Source organism: Flavobacterium sp., assembly GCF_029242675.1.
In the GTDB taxonomy this organism is placed as follows: Bacteria; Bacteroidota; Bacteroidia; order Flavobacteriales; family Flavobacteriaceae; genus Flavobacterium.
Window position 1 is genome coordinate 1 of sequence record NZ_JAQWTM010000356.1, and the last position, 18,936, is coordinate 18,936.

At 35.3% G+C, this 18,936-nt stretch carries 12 protein-coding genes; 4 read left to right on the top strand and 8 right to left on the bottom strand.

All coding sequences use genetic code 11. The features are described from left to right. Positions 1-1,621: 1,621 nt before the first annotated feature. Positions 1,622-2,593 (bottom strand): zinc metalloprotease, encoded by a 972-nt coding sequence (locus P8M54_RS13000; RefSeq protein ID WP_300288354.1) that lies wholly within the window; start codon positions 2,591-2,593, stop codon positions 1,622-1,624. 438 nt (positions 2,594-3,031) lie between these two features. On the opposite strand from P8M54_RS13000, the gene P8M54_RS13005 reads away from it, so the two are divergent. Both P8M54_RS13005 and P8M54_RS13010 read left to right on the top strand, forming a co-directional pair. Further along, positions 3,032-3,490, top strand: coding sequence for an RNA methyltransferase (locus P8M54_RS13005; RefSeq protein ID WP_300288392.1), 459 nt, complete (start codon positions 3,032-3,034; stop codon positions 3,488-3,490). 112 nt (positions 3,491-3,602) lie between these two features. Next, positions 3,603-4,385: a TlpA disulfide reductase family protein gene (locus P8M54_RS13010; RefSeq protein WP_300288355.1), complete on the top strand. Its 783-nt coding sequence runs from the start codon at positions 3,603-3,605 to the stop codon at positions 4,383-4,385. A 50-nt stretch (positions 4,386-4,435) separates the two neighbouring features. Here P8M54_RS13010 and P8M54_RS13015 read toward each other — a convergent pair whose 3' ends face one another. The 3 genes from P8M54_RS13015 to P8M54_RS13025 form a co-directional block, all read right to left on the bottom strand. Next, on the bottom strand, positions 4,436-7,060 hold the full coding sequence (locus P8M54_RS13015; RefSeq protein ID WP_300288356.1) for a glucosidase: 2,625 nt from the start codon (positions 7,058-7,060) through the stop codon (positions 4,436-4,438). Positions 7,061-7,363: 303 nt separating this feature from the next. Then, entirely contained in the window at positions 7,364-8,200 is an 837-nt protein-coding gene (locus P8M54_RS13020) for a mechanosensitive ion channel domain-containing protein (protein WP_300288357.1), read from the bottom strand. Positions 8,201-8,462: 262 nt separating this feature from the next. Beyond that, positions 8,463-10,877, bottom strand: coding sequence for an MMPL family transporter (locus tag P8M54_RS13025; RefSeq protein ID WP_300288358.1), 2,415 nt, complete (start codon positions 10,875-10,877; stop codon positions 8,463-8,465). A gap of 195 nt (positions 10,878-11,072) precedes the next feature. On the opposite strand from P8M54_RS13025, the gene P8M54_RS13030 reads away from it, so the two are divergent. Further along, positions 11,073-13,343: a cation:proton antiporter gene (locus P8M54_RS13030; protein ID WP_300288360.1), complete on the top strand. Its 2,271-nt coding sequence runs from the start codon at positions 11,073-11,075 to the stop codon at positions 13,341-13,343. Between the two features lie 49 nt (positions 13,344-13,392). Here the strand turns inward: P8M54_RS13030 and P8M54_RS13035 are convergent, their stop codons facing one another. The 4 genes from P8M54_RS13035 to P8M54_RS13050 form a co-directional block, all read right to left on the bottom strand. After that, on the bottom strand, positions 13,393-15,891 hold the full coding sequence (locus tag P8M54_RS13035) for a DUF5686 family protein (RefSeq protein ID WP_300288361.1): 2,499 nt from the start codon (positions 15,889-15,891) through the stop codon (positions 13,393-13,395). A gap of 117 nt (positions 15,892-16,008) precedes the next feature. Next, the gene (frr, locus tag P8M54_RS13040) at positions 16,009-16,572 is read right to left on the bottom strand and encodes a ribosome recycling factor (RefSeq protein WP_300288362.1); all 564 of its coding nucleotides are present in this window, start codon (positions 16,570-16,572) and stop codon (positions 16,009-16,011) included. Between the two features lie 63 nt (positions 16,573-16,635). Next, positions 16,636-17,343, bottom strand: coding sequence for a UMP kinase (gene pyrH, locus P8M54_RS13045; protein ID WP_300288364.1), 708 nt, complete (start codon positions 17,341-17,343; stop codon positions 16,636-16,638). A 68-nt stretch (positions 17,344-17,411) separates the two neighbouring features. Beyond that, positions 17,412-18,206, bottom strand: a complete 795-nt coding sequence (locus P8M54_RS13050; protein ID WP_300288365.1) for a patatin-like phospholipase family protein — start codon at positions 18,204-18,206, stop codon at positions 17,412-17,414. Positions 18,207-18,300: 94 nt separating this feature from the next. On the opposite strand from P8M54_RS13050, the gene P8M54_RS13055 reads away from it, so the two are divergent. Then, positions 18,301-18,921 (top strand): thioredoxin family protein, encoded by a 621-nt coding sequence (locus P8M54_RS13055; protein ID WP_300288366.1) that lies wholly within the window; start codon positions 18,301-18,303, stop codon positions 18,919-18,921. Positions 18,922-18,936 lie beyond the last annotated feature (15 nt).

Here is an 18,936-nt window from a genome sequence, read left to right on the forward strand (position 1 = left end):
AAAGCAATAAACTGATTGTTTCTAAAAGTTCTCACCCATCCTTTTGCAATTACTTCATGAAGCGGCTTGGTCATGTTTAGTAAGTCTTTAACTGTTGTAGGTCTCATGTTATGTGTATCGTTGATTTTATAATTGTCTTAAGTTCTAACTGCAAATATAATTCATTTGTTTCAAATGTCGAAGGAGTAAGGACGCAATCAAGTCCTATAAAGTTGTTTTTTTGGAGCTATTTCCCGCTATCCGCTTTATCTTTTACTTTTTTAAAGAAAAAAAGTAAAAGGATGCCGCTCCTATCGGGGCTAGAGAGTAGTAGTTGGCAGGATGTTTTGCTCTTTGTTTGAGCGTTTGAGGAACGAAGCATCTCGATTTATTGAGCAACTTGAGTGGATTCTTCCTTCGTCAGAAAGACAAAGTTCAGACGTTTATTAATTTACTCCGCGTTTATTTTGTCCTGCTGAGGAACGAAGCATCTCCGTTAGTTGAGCAAGTTGTTGAGATTCTTCCTTCGTCAGAATGACAAAGTTCAGACGTTTATTATTGTACTCCGCGTTTATTTTGTCCTGCTGAGGAACGAAGCATCTCTATATGTTGAGCAACTAGTTTGGATTCTTCCTTCGTCAGGATGATAAATGTGTGCTTATAAGCTTTTACTCTGCTCCAATTTTGCCCTGCTGAGGAGCAAAACATCACTGTTTATTGAGCAACGTCATTGGATTCTTCCTTCGTCAGAATGACAAGTTGGGGTGTTTTATATTGTAGTCCGAGTTTATTATGTCTTGGTAAGGAACGAAGCATCACTGTTAGTTAAGCAACTAGTTTGGATTCTTCCTTCGTCAGAATGACAAGTTTGGGGTGTTTTATATTGTAGTCCGCGTTTATTTTATCTTGCTGAGGAACGAAGCGTCTCCGTTAGTTGAGCAACTAGTTTGGATTCTTCCTTCGTCAGAATGACAAAGTTGAGGTTTTATATTGTACTAAGCGTTTATTTTGTCCTGCTGAGGAACGAAGCATCTCTGTTTATTGAGCAAGTTGTTGAGATTCTTCCTTCGTCAGAATGACAAAGTTGAGGTGTTTTATATTGTATTTTAGGTTTACATTGTCCTGCTGAGGAACGAAGCATCTCTATATGTTGAGCAACTAGTTTGGATTCTTCCTTGGTCAGAATGACAAAGTTGAGGTTTTTTTATATTGTCCTGCGTGTTTATTTTGTCTTGCTGAGGAACGAAGCATCTCCGTTAGTTGAGCAAGTTGTTGAGATTCTTCCTTGGTCAGAAAGACAAAGTTGAGTATAAGCTTTCAATCTGCTCTAATTTTGTCTTGCTGAGGAACGAAGCATAACTATATGTTGAGCAACTTGATTGGATTCTTCCTTCGTCAGAATGACAAATTTGAGGTGATTTAAAATGTACTATGCGTTTAACTTGTTCTGCTTAATAACAAAGCATCCTTTTTCTCTTTTCAACAAGTTCAAAATACACTAAACGGCAGGATACACATAAAATTAGTGGAGACTAACAACGATCTATACTTGTAGTATTGGGTGTTGATTTTCTTTTTCAAACATTAGTTCAATAAAAAACCCGCTACAAGAGCGGGTTTAATTATATTAAAATCTTATCAATTATCTAAAAGACGCTCTTGGTCCAGTTGAAGCAAAAGTAGCTGCCATTCTACTCGCTTGACCGCTTGAGAACATGTACATTCCTCTATCATCAGTATAATCCATGTAATTCATAAACATTTCAAGTGGAGCTCCTGCACATGAACTTCGAATACCTGCAGCTGGAACACCATAGTTAGGTCCATCATGAGAAGGTGTGTCATTTACTAAATCCGAACCACAATTAGCATCACCCCAAATGTGACGTAAGTTCATCCAGTGACCTACTTCGTGTGTTGCTGTTCTTCCTAAGTTGTAAGGAGCTGCAGCTAAACCGTTTGTACCTGTACAGTAGTTACCGCATACAATTCCATCTAAAGAAGCACTTGTTGTACCTGGGAATTTACCATACCCTAATAATTGGCCATTATCTGATTTTCTTCTTAAGTTAGAAACTACCCAATAGTTTAATTTTGTGGTTGGAGAAGTAGCCGTAATTCCGTTTGTAGCATCTTTCATAAATTCGTCTTCAGAATACCAAACTGTTCTTGTAGTTGCCTTACGAATAACTTGATCAAGTACAAATCTAACGTTCAAGGCACCTCTTACGCTATTGTATGGATTGCTTGAATTGTAATCTGTATTTGTACCTTGGAAATCTTTATTTAATACGTCAATTTGAGATTGTAATTGGCTCAGAGAAACATTTTCAGCAGCAGTTCTGTACAATACATTAAAAACAACTGGGATTTCCAAAACGCCATTTACGATTTTTCCTGTTGCCATAGCTTTTGCAGTTGATATTTCCATATCTGCTAATTTTTTAGCTAAACTCGGGTCTGCTTTTAATTGAGCTTCTAACATGTCTTGTGTGGCGCAAGATCTTTTAGATACTTTAGATTGAAGAGATTGAACTGAGTCTAATTCTTTTTGGTCATTCTGACAAGAAAACATAATAAATACAACACTAGCTGCTAATACTAATTTTTTCATAACGGGTTTGTTTTTGGTTTTGAATATTACTTTAATTCATTGTTTCTTTGAAAACAGATGCAATAGTATAGCTATTTATGTTTTTGACAAAACATATTATTACTATAGGTATAAAATTTTGAGGATAATGCAATCTTATTTTTTAGATTTTATAATTTAAGTAATTGATTTACATCGCTTTGAAAACAGTGTGATTGCTGTTTAAAAACCGTATTTAATTTGGTTTTTTTTAACAAATTTTTATCTAATAAAATAAATTCTTACAACTCTTGAAGTAGTACGTGATCTTAAATTTTGAAAACAAGTAGTAGGCAGCATTCCAAACTTATAAATAGGCAGCTCAAAAGGAGTATTTTGTCAAACGTTCGGCAACGCTTGGCGGTCTTAAATTACCGCTTATATTTGGACAAACCACCTAACAGTTTGTACTTTTGCCGCATGAACGACAATTTTATAACCGAGTATTTTGGGATAGGCATACAAAACGGAAAAACGCCTGAGAACTTGGGCGTATTATGGCGTACGGCTCAAAATTTAGGAGCTAGCTATATTTTTACTATTGGGAACCGCTATGCTAAACAGTCGAGTGATACCCATAATGCCGTAAAATCGATTCCGTATTTTCACTACGACACTTTTGAAGATTTCTATAAAAACCTGCCTAAAGGCGCTCGCCTAGTAGGTGTTGAGCTTGATGATGCAGCGGTAGATTTAGAAACCTTCGAACATCCACGACGTTGTGTTTATCTTTTAGGTGCTGAGGATAATGGATTATCCAAGAAAGCCATTGAAAAATGCCATCATTTGGTTAAGTTCAAATCTGAAAAAAGTTTGAACGTTTCTGTTGCAGGAAGCATCGTTCTCTATGATAGAGGTTTAAACAAACCGAGGTCATAAAAAAGTAATTTGATTATTCTTACTTTGGTCGGTTAGACTTTGTGCTACTAAAAAGATTTGATTTATTGGTTTTGTATGGTTTAAATCGGTTACATTAGTTCCTTAAACCAGAATGATGAAAAATATTTTTTACCGTTTTGCTTTTTTTTTACTGCTTGTTTCTTGTTCAAATGCTACGCATTATGGATCACCAGAAGTTAATCCGCTAGAAATTCAGAAGAATTTCATGGATTGGTGGACTTACCACTATAATAACGTAATGCTTTCTAGAGATTTTTTTGGTTTAGATGCCAATGCAAAAGAAATTAGTAAAGAGGAGTTCTTGATAGCGTTAAGAGACGGAGGTTTTATCCCGATTCGCTTAAACTCTAGCAATGAAGAAAATTTTCACTACCAACTCTTTAAAATTGAACCTAGTTCAGATACGAGCATTCAAGCGACTATCGCGGAAGAGGCTTTTAGTACTCTACACAATTATAAAAAAGAAGGAACAGCTTTTCCTAATTTTTCTTTTAAAGACCTTGATGGTAATTTAATTAGTAATGACAATCTCAAAGGAAAAATAGTAGTGGTTAAGTGCTGGTTCATTCATTGTGTTGCGTGCATTGAAGAATTTCCGGAAGTAAACGCTATGGCTGCAAAATATAAAAACAGAAAAGATATCGTTTTTATTAGTTTGGCAGAAGATACACCCGAGCAGCTACGTACTTTTTTAGCTAAAAGACCTTTATCCTATTCTGTTGTGCCTAATTTGAAATTATATATGAATGAAACGCTTCAAATTAATGGTTTTCCAACTCATTTTATAGTGAACAAGGAAGGAATTATCGAGAAGGTTACTTCCAATTACCATGATTTAGCGGTCGCTTTGCAGCAAGTTAGTTCTGAAAAATAAATTAAAAATCCCAATACGAGTGGGATCTTTAATTTACAATAAGGCTACTTTTATTGGTTTTCTTCTAGTTCCAGAATCAGGTTAGCGATTAGTGCTGTCCATCCGGTTTGATGGGAGGCTCCGAGTCCTTTTCCAGTATCTCCATCAAAAAATTCATAAAAGAAATGCTGCTTTTTGAAGTGCTCCTCTTTTGTGAAAACATCATTTGGATCCTCAGAATGGTAGGCATATTTGCCATTTTCGTCGGGTTCAAAAAGAGCAATTAATCGTTTGGTTAACTCATTCGCAATTTGCTTTAAGTTCATTTTATTGCCGGAGCCTGTTGGGAATTCATACAGATAGGTGTCTCCATAAAAAGTATAGTATTTTCGTAGCGACTGAATAATCATATAGTTCAACGGCATCCAAATTGGACCACGCCAGTTCGAGTTTCCTCCAAACATGCCAGAGCGACTTTCGCCCGGCTCATACTGAATTTGATGATGGCCTTCAGTACCAAATACGTAAGGGTGTTCTTTATGGTATTTAGAAAGGGAACGTATTCCGTAATCCGATAGGAATTCATTTTCGTCTAATAATCGTATCAAAAGATGCTCAAGCCTAAATCCTCGCATTATAGAAAAAAGAAAATTTCCATCACTATTACTTTTTTCGATATTGGATATTAAGGAAGCGAGATCAGGACGCGTTCGGATGATTTCGTTGGTTTGTTTTTGAAATTCTTTTAATTCTTGGAATAATTCTACATTCATGATTTCGACAGCAAACATCGGAATTACGCCAACTAAGGAACGTACTTTTAATCGCTCCGTACTTCCGTCTGACATCTCCACGACATCGTAATAAAAATTGTCTTTATCATCCCAAAGCGAAAGATCTTTTTTACCAATATGGTGCATGGCCCAAGCGATATTGATAAAATGCTTAAAGAATTTTACTGATATGTCTTCATAAATTTCATTAGTCTTGGCTAATTCTAATGCCATTCGCAACATATTTAAGGAGAACATTGCCATCCAACTGGTAGCATCAGCTTGTTGCATTTTTTTTATGCCTTTGGGCATATGGTTTCTGTCGAAAACGCCAATATTGTCAAGTCCTAAAAAACCTCCTTCAAATAAATCAGTTCCACTTTTGTCTTTTTGATTGACCCACCAAGTAAAATTAATTAGTAGTTTTTGGAATGCTTTTTCTAAAAAGGGTGTGTCGGCTGTTCCTGTTCGTTTTTTATCTTTTTCATAGATGGTCCAAACTGCCCAAGAATGTACCGGTGGGTTGACATCATTAAAATTCCACTCGTAAGCAGGGATTTGACCATTAGGATGCATGTAGTTCTCTTGTAAAACGAGTAGTAGTTGCTGCTTGGCAAAATACGGATCAATTTCTACAAACGAAGCCATATGAAAAGCCAAGTCCCAAGCTGCATACCATGGGTATTCCCATTTATCAGGCATGGAGATTACGTGGCGATTGTTAAGATGCTGCCAACTGTAATTACGTCGATCGGATCGATTGGGAGGCGTTTCATTTGTGCCTCCAAACAACCATTTATGAACGTCATAGTAATAAAATTGCTTGGTCCATAATAAGCCCGAAAAGGCACTTTTGGCAATTGCTTGGTGTTCCTTTGGAATTGTATTACTTATAATACCATCATAAAAAGTTTCACATTCCTGCTTACATCGATCAAATATCGAGTCATAATCGTGCCAAGGGAGCTCAATTTTAACATTGCTCAAGCGTATTTTCACACTCTTTTCTTGACCAGGTTGCAGTTCAAAATGATGCCAAATAGCTGCTTTGGTTCCAAATTTCTCTGGATTCACAGTAGCTTGCTTATTAATGATGTAATTGTTGATTCCGTCTTTTACGTAAACCGTTTCGTTTGGAACATGATATAAGCGCTCGTTGTTTGTTTCGTTTTCACAAAATAATTGTTGGCCATCTTCATGGTATAAGTAGTAGTCTCCGTTTCTTGAACTTTGGGAATATAGGACCTGATCATCAATAGACGACATAGTAGGTCTAGGATGTCTGTCATTGTGTTTCCAAAAATTACGAAACCATAGATGCGGTAGAATATGGATTTCGGCAGGGTTGTTACCACGATTTACAACAGTCACTTTCATTAAAATATCATCAGGACCTGCTTTTGCATATTCTATGAAACAATCAAAATAGGCATTTTGCTCAAACGCTTTGGTGTCTAATATTTCATATTCGGTATCTTCTCGACTGCGTTTGTTTTTATATTCTAGTTCTGCATAAGGGAACTCAGTTTGCGGATATTTATACAGGTATTTGTTGTAGGAGTGAGTTGGAGTAGAGACTTGATGAAAGTACAGTTCTTTGACATCTTCCCCATGGTTTCCCTGATTATTGGTTAGGCCAAAGAGTCGTTCTTTTAAAATAGGATCTTTCCCGTTCCAAAAAGCAGGAGCAAGGCATAATATTTCTCTTGAATCACAAAAGCCACCGATACCTTCTTCTCCCCAACGATAGGCATTACTACGTGCTTTATCGTGGTTAATGTAGCCCCATGCATCTCCGTTGGAACTATAATCTTCTCTAACAGTTCCCCATTGCCTTTCGGCTAAATAAGGCCCCCATTTTTTCCAATTTCTATAATTATCAGCAACTGCTAATTTTTCTGTTTCAGAGCTATTCTGATTCATATATGAAGGTGTAATTTTATTTGTATTTCTGATTAGCTACCTATAAAATAGGAACTAATTTGTTTTTCGAACTACGCTAGTCATACCAAGTTCGCGCGTAAAAATAAGCTTTATTTTTAGAACTTAAAAAGTCCTGCATTACTATTGCTTAATTATAGATATAGGTAATTTAGGCACACAAATTCCTAAAAAACAGTTGTATTCTTTGACAAACTGTTAACTCCATTGTAATGATTTTACAAAAAGGGCTTTCGCTTGTATGACGAAAGCCCCATTGGAATCTATGCTGTAAATTTAATAATTCTAACTGTTTTTTTGGACATGAATATCCATTTGTGGAAACGGGATATTCAATTTATAATTTGCAAACTGGGTATATACTTTTTCGTTCATTTCGAAAAATACATTCCAATAGTCAGGACCGTCTACCCATACACGTACAGCAAAATTTACGGAACTATCTGCTAATTCGGATAATCCAATAAAAGGAGCTGGATCTTTCAGTATGCGTGCATCAGCAGCTATGAAATCATTCATGGCTCTTTTAAAATCCTCAACATCATCTCCGTAAGCAATACCAAAAGTCCAATCTACACGACGTAAAGGTTCTGCTGAAAAATTAGTCAAAGCACCAGTCGACAAGGGGCCGTTTGGAATAATTACCAGTTTTTTATCCGCTGTATTTAACATGGTGGAGAAAATGGTAATTTCTTTTACAGTACCCGTATATCCTTGTGCTTCAATAAAATCACCAATTTTAAATGGTTTTATTATCAAAATGATAACGCCTCCTGCAAAATTTTGTAAAGTACCTGATAAAGCCAATCCAACTGCTAGTCCTGCAGCTCCTAAGATTGCTACAAACGATGTCATTTGAATGCCAATCATTCCCATAACCGTTATGGCAACCAAAGCCTTTAAAATAATATTAGTTAGGCTTTTTAAGAAAGGAACGAGGGATTGGTCAATATTTGATTTTACGAGAGATCTACCTACTGCTTTTGTGATTAATTTAGTTATCCATAACCCAATAATCAGCACGATAAGTCCTCCTATTAGCTTGGGTACATATTCAAACCCAAAATCGATAATTTTATCAAAATACTTGTTTACTACTGTGACTTGTTGGTCTAATGCCATTTAATACTTCTTTTTTTTCTACTCATTAGGCTTTTCGATTTCGCCCCGTTTTTATAATGGTGGCTGGACTCCATCTTGTTATTGGCTTTGCTGCATTCCCTATTAAAACTGATATTTTTTAGTTTGATAATGACAACCAGGCCATTTTCTCAAAGATAAGAAAATAAAAACACAATGCGAAATAAGGGCCATCCTACTAACACAAATCCCGCCTAAAAAGACGGGATTTGATATGATTTATTTCAGAAGATATAAAAAATTACTATTTATCTGATTCGGTTTGCTCGCTTGATTCTTCGGGCTTATTTAGGATATCAACAGTTGGTTCTTTGAACTCTTGCTTGTTCGCAAGTGATTTGTTTAAAGTCAAAACAAGACAAGGCAATAACATTAAATTAGATAACATTCCAAAGGCAAGGGTAATGGCAATTAATCCTCCCAAAGCTACTGTTCCTCCAAAATCAGAAAGCATAAAAACAGAGAATCCAGTAAATAAAACCACCGAAGTATAGAACATACTAATACCTGATTCTTTTATTGTAGCAAAAACAGATCGTTTGATTTTCCAGTCATTGCGTGTTAATTCTTGACGGTATTGTGCTAAAAAGTGAATGGTATCATCTACAGAAAGTCCAAAGGCAATACTAAAAACTAAGATTGTTGACGGTTTTAAAGGAATGCCAAAATAACCCATTAAACCAGCAGTTATCATCAGCGGTAGTAAATTAGGGATAAGCGAAACGACCACCATTTTAAAGGATCGGAACATAAAAACCATTAAAAGTGAAATTAGCAGTACTGCAAAAAGTAAGGAGCTTACCAAATTGTCTAGTAAATATTGTGTCCCTTTTTCAAAAATTAAAGCTTTACCTGTTAACACTACTTTATAGCGATCTTTAGGGAAGATAGAGTCTATTTTAGAACTTAGGCGGTTTTCAATTTTGGCCATATTCCCAGTTCCAATATCTTTCATGAAAGTGGTTATGCGCGCTACTTGACCCGTACTATCCACATAGCTTTTCATGATATTGTTTTTATTATCCTTAGTCGCATTTTTGGCATAGCCAAGGATAAAACTCTGCTCCTGAGATGTGGGAAGCGCATAATATTCTGGATTGCCATTGTAATACGCTTGTTTCGAATATTTCACAATATTCAGGATGGAAATAGGCTTGGATAATTCCGGAATTGCTTCAATTGTATTTTGCAAATCATCCATTTTTCGTAAAGTAGATAATTTCATCACTCCTTTTTTTCTTTGAGTATCTACCATGATTTCAAGTGGCATTACCCCATTGAATTCATTTTCGAAAAAAAGAATATCTCTGTAAAAGCCGGTATTCTTAGGCATATCCTCAATTAAATTTCCAGAAGTCTTGATTTTAAAAGCACCAATAGTACTTACTAAAAATAAAAATATGGCAACAACATAAACATATCGGCGGTTGTATTTTACTGTTTTTTCAATCCACTTAATAAACGTTTTAGTGTAGTTACGGTTAAGATGCTCAAGATGTTTCGCCTTAGGCACAGGTTGGTAACTGTAATAAATAGGAATTACGATCAAACATAAAAAGAAAAGCGCAACGATACTTAAGGACGATATGATTCCAAATTCCTTTAAAATATCACTACTGGTAATAATAAAGGTGGCAAAACCAGCTGCTGTAGTCAAGTTGGTCATTAAAGTTGCTGTTCCTACCTTGGTGATAACCCTTTGCAGTGCCTTAGCTTTATTTCCGTGAGCGCTGTATTCTTGTTGGTATTTGTTGGTAAGGAAAATACAATTAGGAATTCCTATGACAATGACTAAAGTAGGAACAATGGCAGTTAGAACGGTTATTTCAAAATGCAATAACCCTAGAAGTCCAAAAGTCCACATGACCCCAACAATAACTATTAATATAGAAATAAGGGTGGCTCTAAAAGAGCGAAAAAAGAAAAAGAAGATTAAAGAAGTAATCAATAAGGAAGCCCCAATAAAAAGACTGATTTCTCCGGTGATGCTATTTGCGTTTAAGGTTCTGATATAAGGCATTCCTGAAACCTTAAGGTCGATTCCAGTTTTTTTCTCAAAAGCCACTATTTTTGGGATAAAATGATTCATGATGTACTCCTTTCGCTGTGGAGTATTCACTATTTTTTTATCGAGATAGATTGCGGAGCGGATGGAACCTTTTTTATTGAAAAGTAAGCCTTCATAAAAAGGCATTTTAGTAAATAAATTTTTCTTAATCTCGTTAAGGTAGGCTTGGTTATTTGTTTTGCTTTGATCTACAAAAGGAACCAACTCAAATTTTTGTACAGATTCGTTTTTTTCTAATTTTTTTAAATCGTTGATAGAAACGACGAGATCAACTTCTTTTTGTGCTTTTAATTCGGTCATTAAGGTCGTCCAAGCCGCAAAAGTTTTGGGAGTAAAAAAACGATCGTCTTTTACGCCTACGATGATTAGATTTCCTTCTTCGCCAAATTTTGACAAAAAAGTATTATAGCCTTTCGTGATACTGCTTGTCTCAGGTAATAAGTTAGCTTCAGTAAACGAAAAACGAATGTTTTTCCATTGCGTGCTAAGGAATAAAGTTATCAGTAAAATAGCACCAAGAATAAATATACGGTTCTTAAGTACGATTCTAGCAACGAGCTCCCAAAACCCTACTTTTAATTTGTTTTTCATAGAAATAGTAAAATGGCAGCAAATGTAGTGAAAACCAAAGTAAAGCTGTAATTTATTAGGAATATTTAACGCTAGTTCAAGGTCTCTTATGGGACGTTTTATTTGTTAAAATTGTTCGATTTATCCATGTAAATTGTATTGAAGAATTTACCATCTTTGTTTTTGATTTAATTGACTTATTGAAGCAATATGGTTTTGAAAAAATATAAGAACACTTTGTTCTATTTCGGAGTTACCGGTCTCTTTTCGGTATTGATTTTTTGGATAATTAAACGAGGAAAATTACTCGAATTACAAGAAGCAAATGTGACTGCAACCAGCGGTAATGACTCTTGGACAGATTTTATCAATTCGATGTTACACAACTTTAATGATCCCTTAGCGATTCTTTTGGCACAAATAGTCATGATCATTCTTACGGCAAGGGTTTTTGGTTGGTTTTTCCAAAAAATAGGGCAACCTACAGTTATTGGCGAGATTATAGCAGGAATTATTTTAGGACCTTCCCTTGTAGGAATGTATTTTCCCGAATTCTCAGCAGCGCTATTTCCAGAAGAGTCATTGGGAAACTTAAAATTTTTAAGTCAAATAGGATTGATCTTATTTATGTTCGTTATAGGAATGGAGCTCGATGTAAAAGTCCTCAAGAACAAAGCCAGTGAAGCAATTGTAATTAGTCATGCTAGTATCATTTTTCCGTTTGCGATGGGAATTGGGTTGTCTTATTATGTTTACAATCAATTTGCTCCAGCGGGAGTCGAGTTTTTATCCTTTAGCCTTTTTATGGGAATCGCCATGAGTATTACTGCTTTTCCTGTTTTGGCGCGTATCGTTCAAGAAAGGGGTATTCACAAAACTCGCCTCGGAGCCATCGTTATTACATGTGCTGCAGCCGATGATATTACGGCATGGTGTTTACTTGCGGTGGTTATTGCCATCGTAAAGGCGGGTGACTTTGTAGGTTCTTTGTATGTGATTTCATTAGCATTGGTGTATGTGTTAGCGATGCTGTTTATCGTTAAGCCTTTCTTAAAACGTATAGGTGATTTGTATGGTGAGAAAGATAATATAGGAAAACCTGTGATGGCAATTTTCTTCTTACTCCTTATTATTTCGTCTTATGCAACCGAGATTATTGGTATTCATGCTTTATTTGGTGGTTTTATGATGGGTGCAATTATGCCTGATATCGCTAAATTCCGAATGATATTTATAGAAAAAGTCGAGGATGTTTCTGTTATCTTATTGTTGCCATTGTTTTTTGTTTTTACAGGTTTGCATACTCAAGTAGGATTAATCAATGACCCTTATCTCTGGAAGGTGACTGCAGCAATTATTGCAGTGGCTGTTATTGGTAAATTTGTTGGTAGTGCGTTAGCCGCCAGATTTGTGGGGCAAAATTGGCACGATAGTTTAACTATTGGAGCGTTGATGAATACCCGTGGTCTAATGGAGCTGATTGTGTTAAACATCGGTCTAGAATTGAAAGTGCTAACTCCCGAAGTATTCACCATGATGGTTATTATGGCATTGATAACTACTTTTATGACTGGCCCCGCTTTGAATTTAATTGGTTTTATTTTCAAGAATAAGCGAGAGGTTGAGCTGATAGATACTCAAGACGAGAGTAAATTCCGGATTTTAATTTCTTTTGGGAATAATGAAAAAGGAAAGTCATTATTGCGTTTAGCCAATAGCTTGACTAAAAAGCAAGCAACAAATTCCGTTATTACTGCGATGCATTTATCTAAAAGTGATGAATTACATGCTTTTAATTTAGAGGAAATAGAGAAAGAAAGTTTTGATCCTATTTTTGATGAATCAGAACAACTTGGAATAAAGCTACTTTCGTTATTTAAAGTTACTAACGATATCGAGGCAGAGATTGCTGATGTTGCCAATAATGGAGATTATGATTTGTTACTAGTTGGTCTTGGGAAATCGATTTTTCAGGGAAGTTTATTAGGTAAGGTAATTGGTTTTACCACAAGGATAATTAACCCAGATCGTTTAATTGATAAGTTTAAAGGAAAAGAAGGATTGTTTGAAAATTCTCCTTTTGATGAAAGAACACGTCAAATTGTTACGAGAACTAAAACGCCTTTAGGAATATTAATTGATCATGATTTTGATAAGTTAGACCACATATTTGTCCCAATTATTAAGTCGGAGGATGTTGTTTTGATTGATTATGTGCAAAAAATGATTTTTAATAATAATTCAATAATTAGTTTTTTAGACACCAACGGCTTCATTAAAAATAATTTTGTAATGCAAAGTGCGATTGCGACGCTTACGCAAAAGTTCCCCAATAATATTGTGGTAGTAACGGAAAGTAATCTAGATCACGCTTTTTTTAAGGAGCAAGATTTAACATTAATTAGTTTAGAAAGTTGGAAAGTAAGTATTGATTCTGATACCACTTGGGTTGATGAACTATCCTCTGTTTTGATAATGAAATCCTAAAAATAAAGCTAATTGTAAAGTTGCAATTAGCTTTGTTTTTTGATTTTGATTAAATTCCTAAATTCAAAATAAAACTGATTTTTATGGCAATGTTGTCCTCAAATTTAGGAAGTTGATTCGGTCCGTATCGATAAAAAGCGACTAGTCCAAACGCATTGAAAATTTGATTCAGCTCTATTCCGGATTCAAAGTAGCCTTTATTTAGTCGTTTGTAATCCAAACCTACATGTTGCTGTTGGTTTTGGATATCTCCCCATCCCATTCTAGAAACTAGCACAAGGGCAGGCTTAACTTTAGGGAAGATGGTTACTCTCTTAAAACCATGTTTAAATTGAAAGTAAACAAATTCATTTGAGAAAAACTCGTTAAAAAACATCGTTTCAAAACTGTTTTTACTGGCAAATGTAATTCTTTGCATCACAGTTTCTTTGGTGATGTTGTTAGGCGAAGTATTGTATAAATGCGTTAATGGAATGTCACCTGTGGCATAGCCAGCTTGGAATAATAGATTTGTTTTTTGGCCATTTAGGTATTTTTTTTCATATTCAGTTTTGAAGTCGATTTTGCTAAAGGTAAAATCATTCGCCCATACTTTAGGTAAAGCTTGAGTGTACTGCAAGGTGAATTTTGGAAATCGTTTTTCAACTTCAACTCTTCCAGTTGGTGTTTGCATATAATCACTAAAAGGATTCCATTGCAATGAAATTATTGCGGTGGTCATGGTGTATCTTGAATAAAGTTTATCGTCCAGGTTGTACACATAATTGAATTTAGGGGCGATTTCAGCATGCGCAATCTCGATAAAGCTATCCGTTTTAGGAATAACCTTCGTCTCAAGAAAGGTTCTCCATGTTCGATAATTATAAAAAGTACTGATATTGATAGGTCTAGGATCATAAATTTTATAACGTCGACTATCTACTGAAAATAGTGTTGTTCCAATTTCTCTAACATCATCAGTAAAAGATACGTTTAACCAAGTATTTGATTCAGTGTTGAGGTTAACTGCAGCACCAAAACTATATTTAAATTTCCCGTCTTTCGTTCCATAAGCAGTATATCCATTGACTTTAAAATATTTAGAAAAACGATCGTTAGTCACACCGCCAAAACCTAATCTAAAACCTTCATAGTTATTGTAGGTGAATAGATGTCGTAAATCAATATCAAAAATGGATACCGGAAGATAACCATTAATGATTTTTCGACCCAAACGAATGCGATTTACAATACGTTTTTGTCCTCCAATACTGTCCAATGTTTTATAGGTATTGCTATTGCGTATATCGATACTGTCTTTTCTATACTGATCCCAAAAACTCTCGGGTCGGTCGATAGCTTCCTTTTTAAGTTCTACAGCAATAAACTTGCGATTAAGTGCAATGGGTGAATTATAGGTAACATCAAAGTTATTGGATTCAGATAATAAATAAACAAAATCAGAAGGTTGTCTTTTTCTCGTTTGAAAATCCTTGTCCATGTCACCATCAAACTGAACTGTTCCGCCTAATATTTTGATATCATCATCATTTTTTCCTTTTACAATTTTGAATGTTTTTCGCTTCGGGAACCAAAGATCTTGAGCGGCAATGTATTCAAAATCGTGTGTCCCACTAATATCTAAAACCCCTTTTATGCGCATTATCGCTTTTGCAATAGCGTAATTTTTTCCATCAATATAAAGGATACCTTCTAGTCCAGCGGCATTACTAACCTTTTTGTTTTTAAAATAAATCATGTAGGCAGCGCGACCATTTATAGGTACCGTGTCTAGGAGCTTGTAATTGTAGTCAGTAGGAGCGTCGTCAGTGATGGGACTTTTGTATTTCGTTTCGAATAATTCATAATTTCTATCGTAAACAGAAAAGGATTGTAGATTAAAACTCAAAATTTCGTACACTGGTTGTTTAAAACCAGCCATTATAGTTCCTAATATTGTTTCTTTTAATTTGGCGCCATCAAATTGATATTGTGATACTTTTTCTGTTTGAAACAAATGCCTTTTGAGGATGGTTTCTTTGAATTTGTAATTAGTAGAATCTACTTTAGAGAAAATTTCGCGTTCTTTCTTTTTGATGAAAACAGAATCTATGGTGCCTTCAAAAGTTTCAGGATTGGCAGTAACTACTAGTTTAGTGTAAGACTTAAAATCGAAACTTTGCAAACGAGTTGCTGGATTATTAGTTGTTTTTTTTGCGATTGTTTTTTTAATAATGGCAAGTGCAGGATTTTCATTAGAGATAATAACTTCTCTAAGATCATCACTTTTTTCATCAAGGGAAATGTAGTAGGTACTTTTATTGGTAGTAATAGTAATGATAGATGTAACAAATCCGATATAGGAAACGGTAAAAGAGCTAATCTTTTTTTTGGTGTTTAAGGTAAATTTTCCATCGACATCAGTGACGGTTTTAGTACCATTATCAGCAACGACTGATGCAAACGCTAGAGGTTGCCTAGTCGAATCAGCTGTTACTAGCCCATTCACTTGAAATTGCGCTTGAAGCGAAAGCGAGAATAGAAAAAAAAGGAAACAAATATGCTTCATGAAAAGGTTTATTTGAAAAACGAAAATAAAAGCGTTTTGTTATGGCAAAAATAATAATAAAAAATCCGTTTTGTTAGCGTTAACAAAACGGATTCTATTTTTAGATTTAGTAAAAGTTTACACCTTCATGATCTCTGCTTCTTTCACCAAAAGTAATTCATCTACTTTTCTGATGAAACTGTTGGTAAGGTTTTGAACCTCTTCTTCGGCACTTTTACAAATGTCTTCTGAGGTGCCTTCTTTTTCTAATTTTTTGATTTCAGTGTTGGCATCTTTACGCGCATTTCTAACTCCTATTTTAGCATCTTCTGCCTCCACTTTGGCTTGTTTAGCCAGCTCACGTCTGCGGTCTTCTGTCAATGACGGAACACTAATAATGATAACATCACCATTATTCATAGGGTTAAATCCTATGTTAGCCACCATGATTGCTTTTTCAATTACTTGCAACATGTTTTTTTCAAAAGGTTGTAAAGTAATCGTGCGGGCATCAGGAACACTAATTTTAGAAACTTGAGAAAGTGGTGTTGCTGAACCGTAATAATCTACAAAAACACTTCCAAGCATTGCTGGTGACGCTTTTCCTGCTCTAATATTTAAAAATTCTTTTTCTAAGTGAGCAATAGAACCAGTCATAGATTCCTTAGTGCTATCTAATATAAATTCAATTTCTTCAGTCATTTTATTTTAATTTAGTATTCCGTTTTCCACTCTTTCGCTAGATAATCAGTGGTTTCCGGTTTATTATATATTTACTACTGTTCCAATGTTTTCTCCAGCACAAATTTTCTCTAGATTACCAATTTTATTCATATCAAAAATAACGATCGGTAATTTATTTTCTTGACTTAAAGTAAAAGCTGTGGTATCCATTACATTTAATCCTTTTTTCAAGACATCTTCAAATGAAATAGTATCAAATTTTATGGCTTCAGGGTTTTTTTCAGGGTCTGAGTCATAAACTCCATCAACACGAGTTCCTTTAAGGATAACATCAGCATGAATTTCTACTCCACGCAGTACAGCTGCGGTATCAGTTGTGAAATAGGGATTTCCTGTTCCTGCTCCAAAAATTACAATTCTACCTTTCTCTAAGTGACGCACTGCTCTTCTCTTGATGTAAGGCTCGGCAATCGCTTCAATTTTTAAAGCTGTTTGTAATCGAGTCAACATTCCTTTGTCTTCAAGAGCTCCTTGTAGCGCCATTCCGTTAATTACAGTAGCGAGCATACCCATATAATCCCCTTGAACGCGATCCATCCCGTTACTTGCTCCGGCCACACCTCTAAAAATGTTTCCACCACCTATAACAATGGCAATTTCAACTCCTTGATCGTGAATTTTTTTAATTTCTGCAGCATATTCAGCTAATCTCGTAGGATCTATACCGTATTGTCTTTCACCCATTAAAGCTTCGCCGCTTAATTTTAGAAGAATTCTTTTGTATTTCATGTCTGTGTTGCGTTGTTTAGTGCAAATATAGTCATATTCTTTTTTTATGAAATAGCACACTCCATATTTTAAGGATTTTGTTTTTCGTACGACTCCTTAGCAGCTTGATAGCCAATGTTGAATATCGCATCCATTTTTGTTTTATTGGTTTCAAATGTACTATATGCACTCAGCTCTTTGGGTTCAATAATCCAATCGCAAATATTGAATTTCTGCAGGTTAGAATTCGCTGAAAAAATATCGAAAGCGCGGGTTGTTACGGATCGAATCGAGTTCAAATCTTTGGCTTCTATTTTCTGAATCGGACTCACATAAACACCTATAATAGTCTCACAATGTCCTTGTAATAAGTCAGTGGGAAAGTGATTTAAAATTCCACCGTCACTAAAAGGTTCCTTATTAATTTCATAAGGCGAAATAATCCCTGGAAAGGCTGATGATGCTAACAGAGCATCGACTATTTTGGTTTCGGGATCAAATATTTTCAAACGACCTTTGACCATATCAGTAGCCGTAATTTTCATAGGAATTTTTAAGTCGCCTACTTGAGCATCTTCGAATATATTGATGAAATAAGCTTTAAAAGATTCGGAGTCGATCAATCCTGCTTTTTTAAACGTAAAATGCCTCCAGTGAAAAAAGTAAATCGATTTAAAAAAAGCTAAAATCTCCTGAGGACTTTTGCCCCAAGCGTACATGGCTCCTACGATACTACCAGCGCTAGTTCCTGAGATCGCATTGGGTTTGATGTTTTTTTCCTCTAGAAATTGCAGTACGCCCGCATGTGCTAAACCTTTAGAACCACCTCCCGAAAGGGCAATTCCTACTGATTTTGAATTGATAATATCCTTGTAAGATTCCATATCATAAAATTACACTTTTCAATTATTGATTGACTGATTTTTGTCATTTTTTAACTAATTATTTTTAGGTAACTTTACAAAAACATATACAATCATGGACAAAACAATAGGTAAAGCACTTTTTAATAGTCACTCTTACATCGAATACCGAAAAATAGTAACCGACTTGCTGCGCGAAAACAAATCAACCGGTCACGAACAATCCGAAGCGTTAACGAATTACAGCAGTTTAAACGAAACGAGAATGAACCGCTTGGACAAAACCTTGACGATTCTGCCTGAAGTAGTTACTAATTTACAAGCCTTGCAAAACGAGTATATTTGGCTCGTAATTTCCGAAGGTTGGTGTGGTGATGCCGCACAGTTATTGCCTATTTTTGATAAAATGGCCGAGCAATCTGAGGGTAAAATTGAACTTCGAATCGTTTTACGAGACGATAATGAGGAGTTAATGAATCATTTTTTGACAAACAAAGCCAAATCCATTCCTAAATTAATCGTGATTAATAAAGCAACCAGTGGTGCACTCGCGCATTGGGGACCAAGGCCTTATGCCGCTGTAGAACTTATAGCAAATTATAAAAAAGAGCACGGGGTGATCGATGAAACCATCAAAACCGATCTACAAATGTGGTACCTACATGACAAAGGATTGTCTACACAGTCGGAGTTAATTGACATGATGCTTGATCTCGACTCAGTTGCTGATGATTAATAGTATAAACAGTAG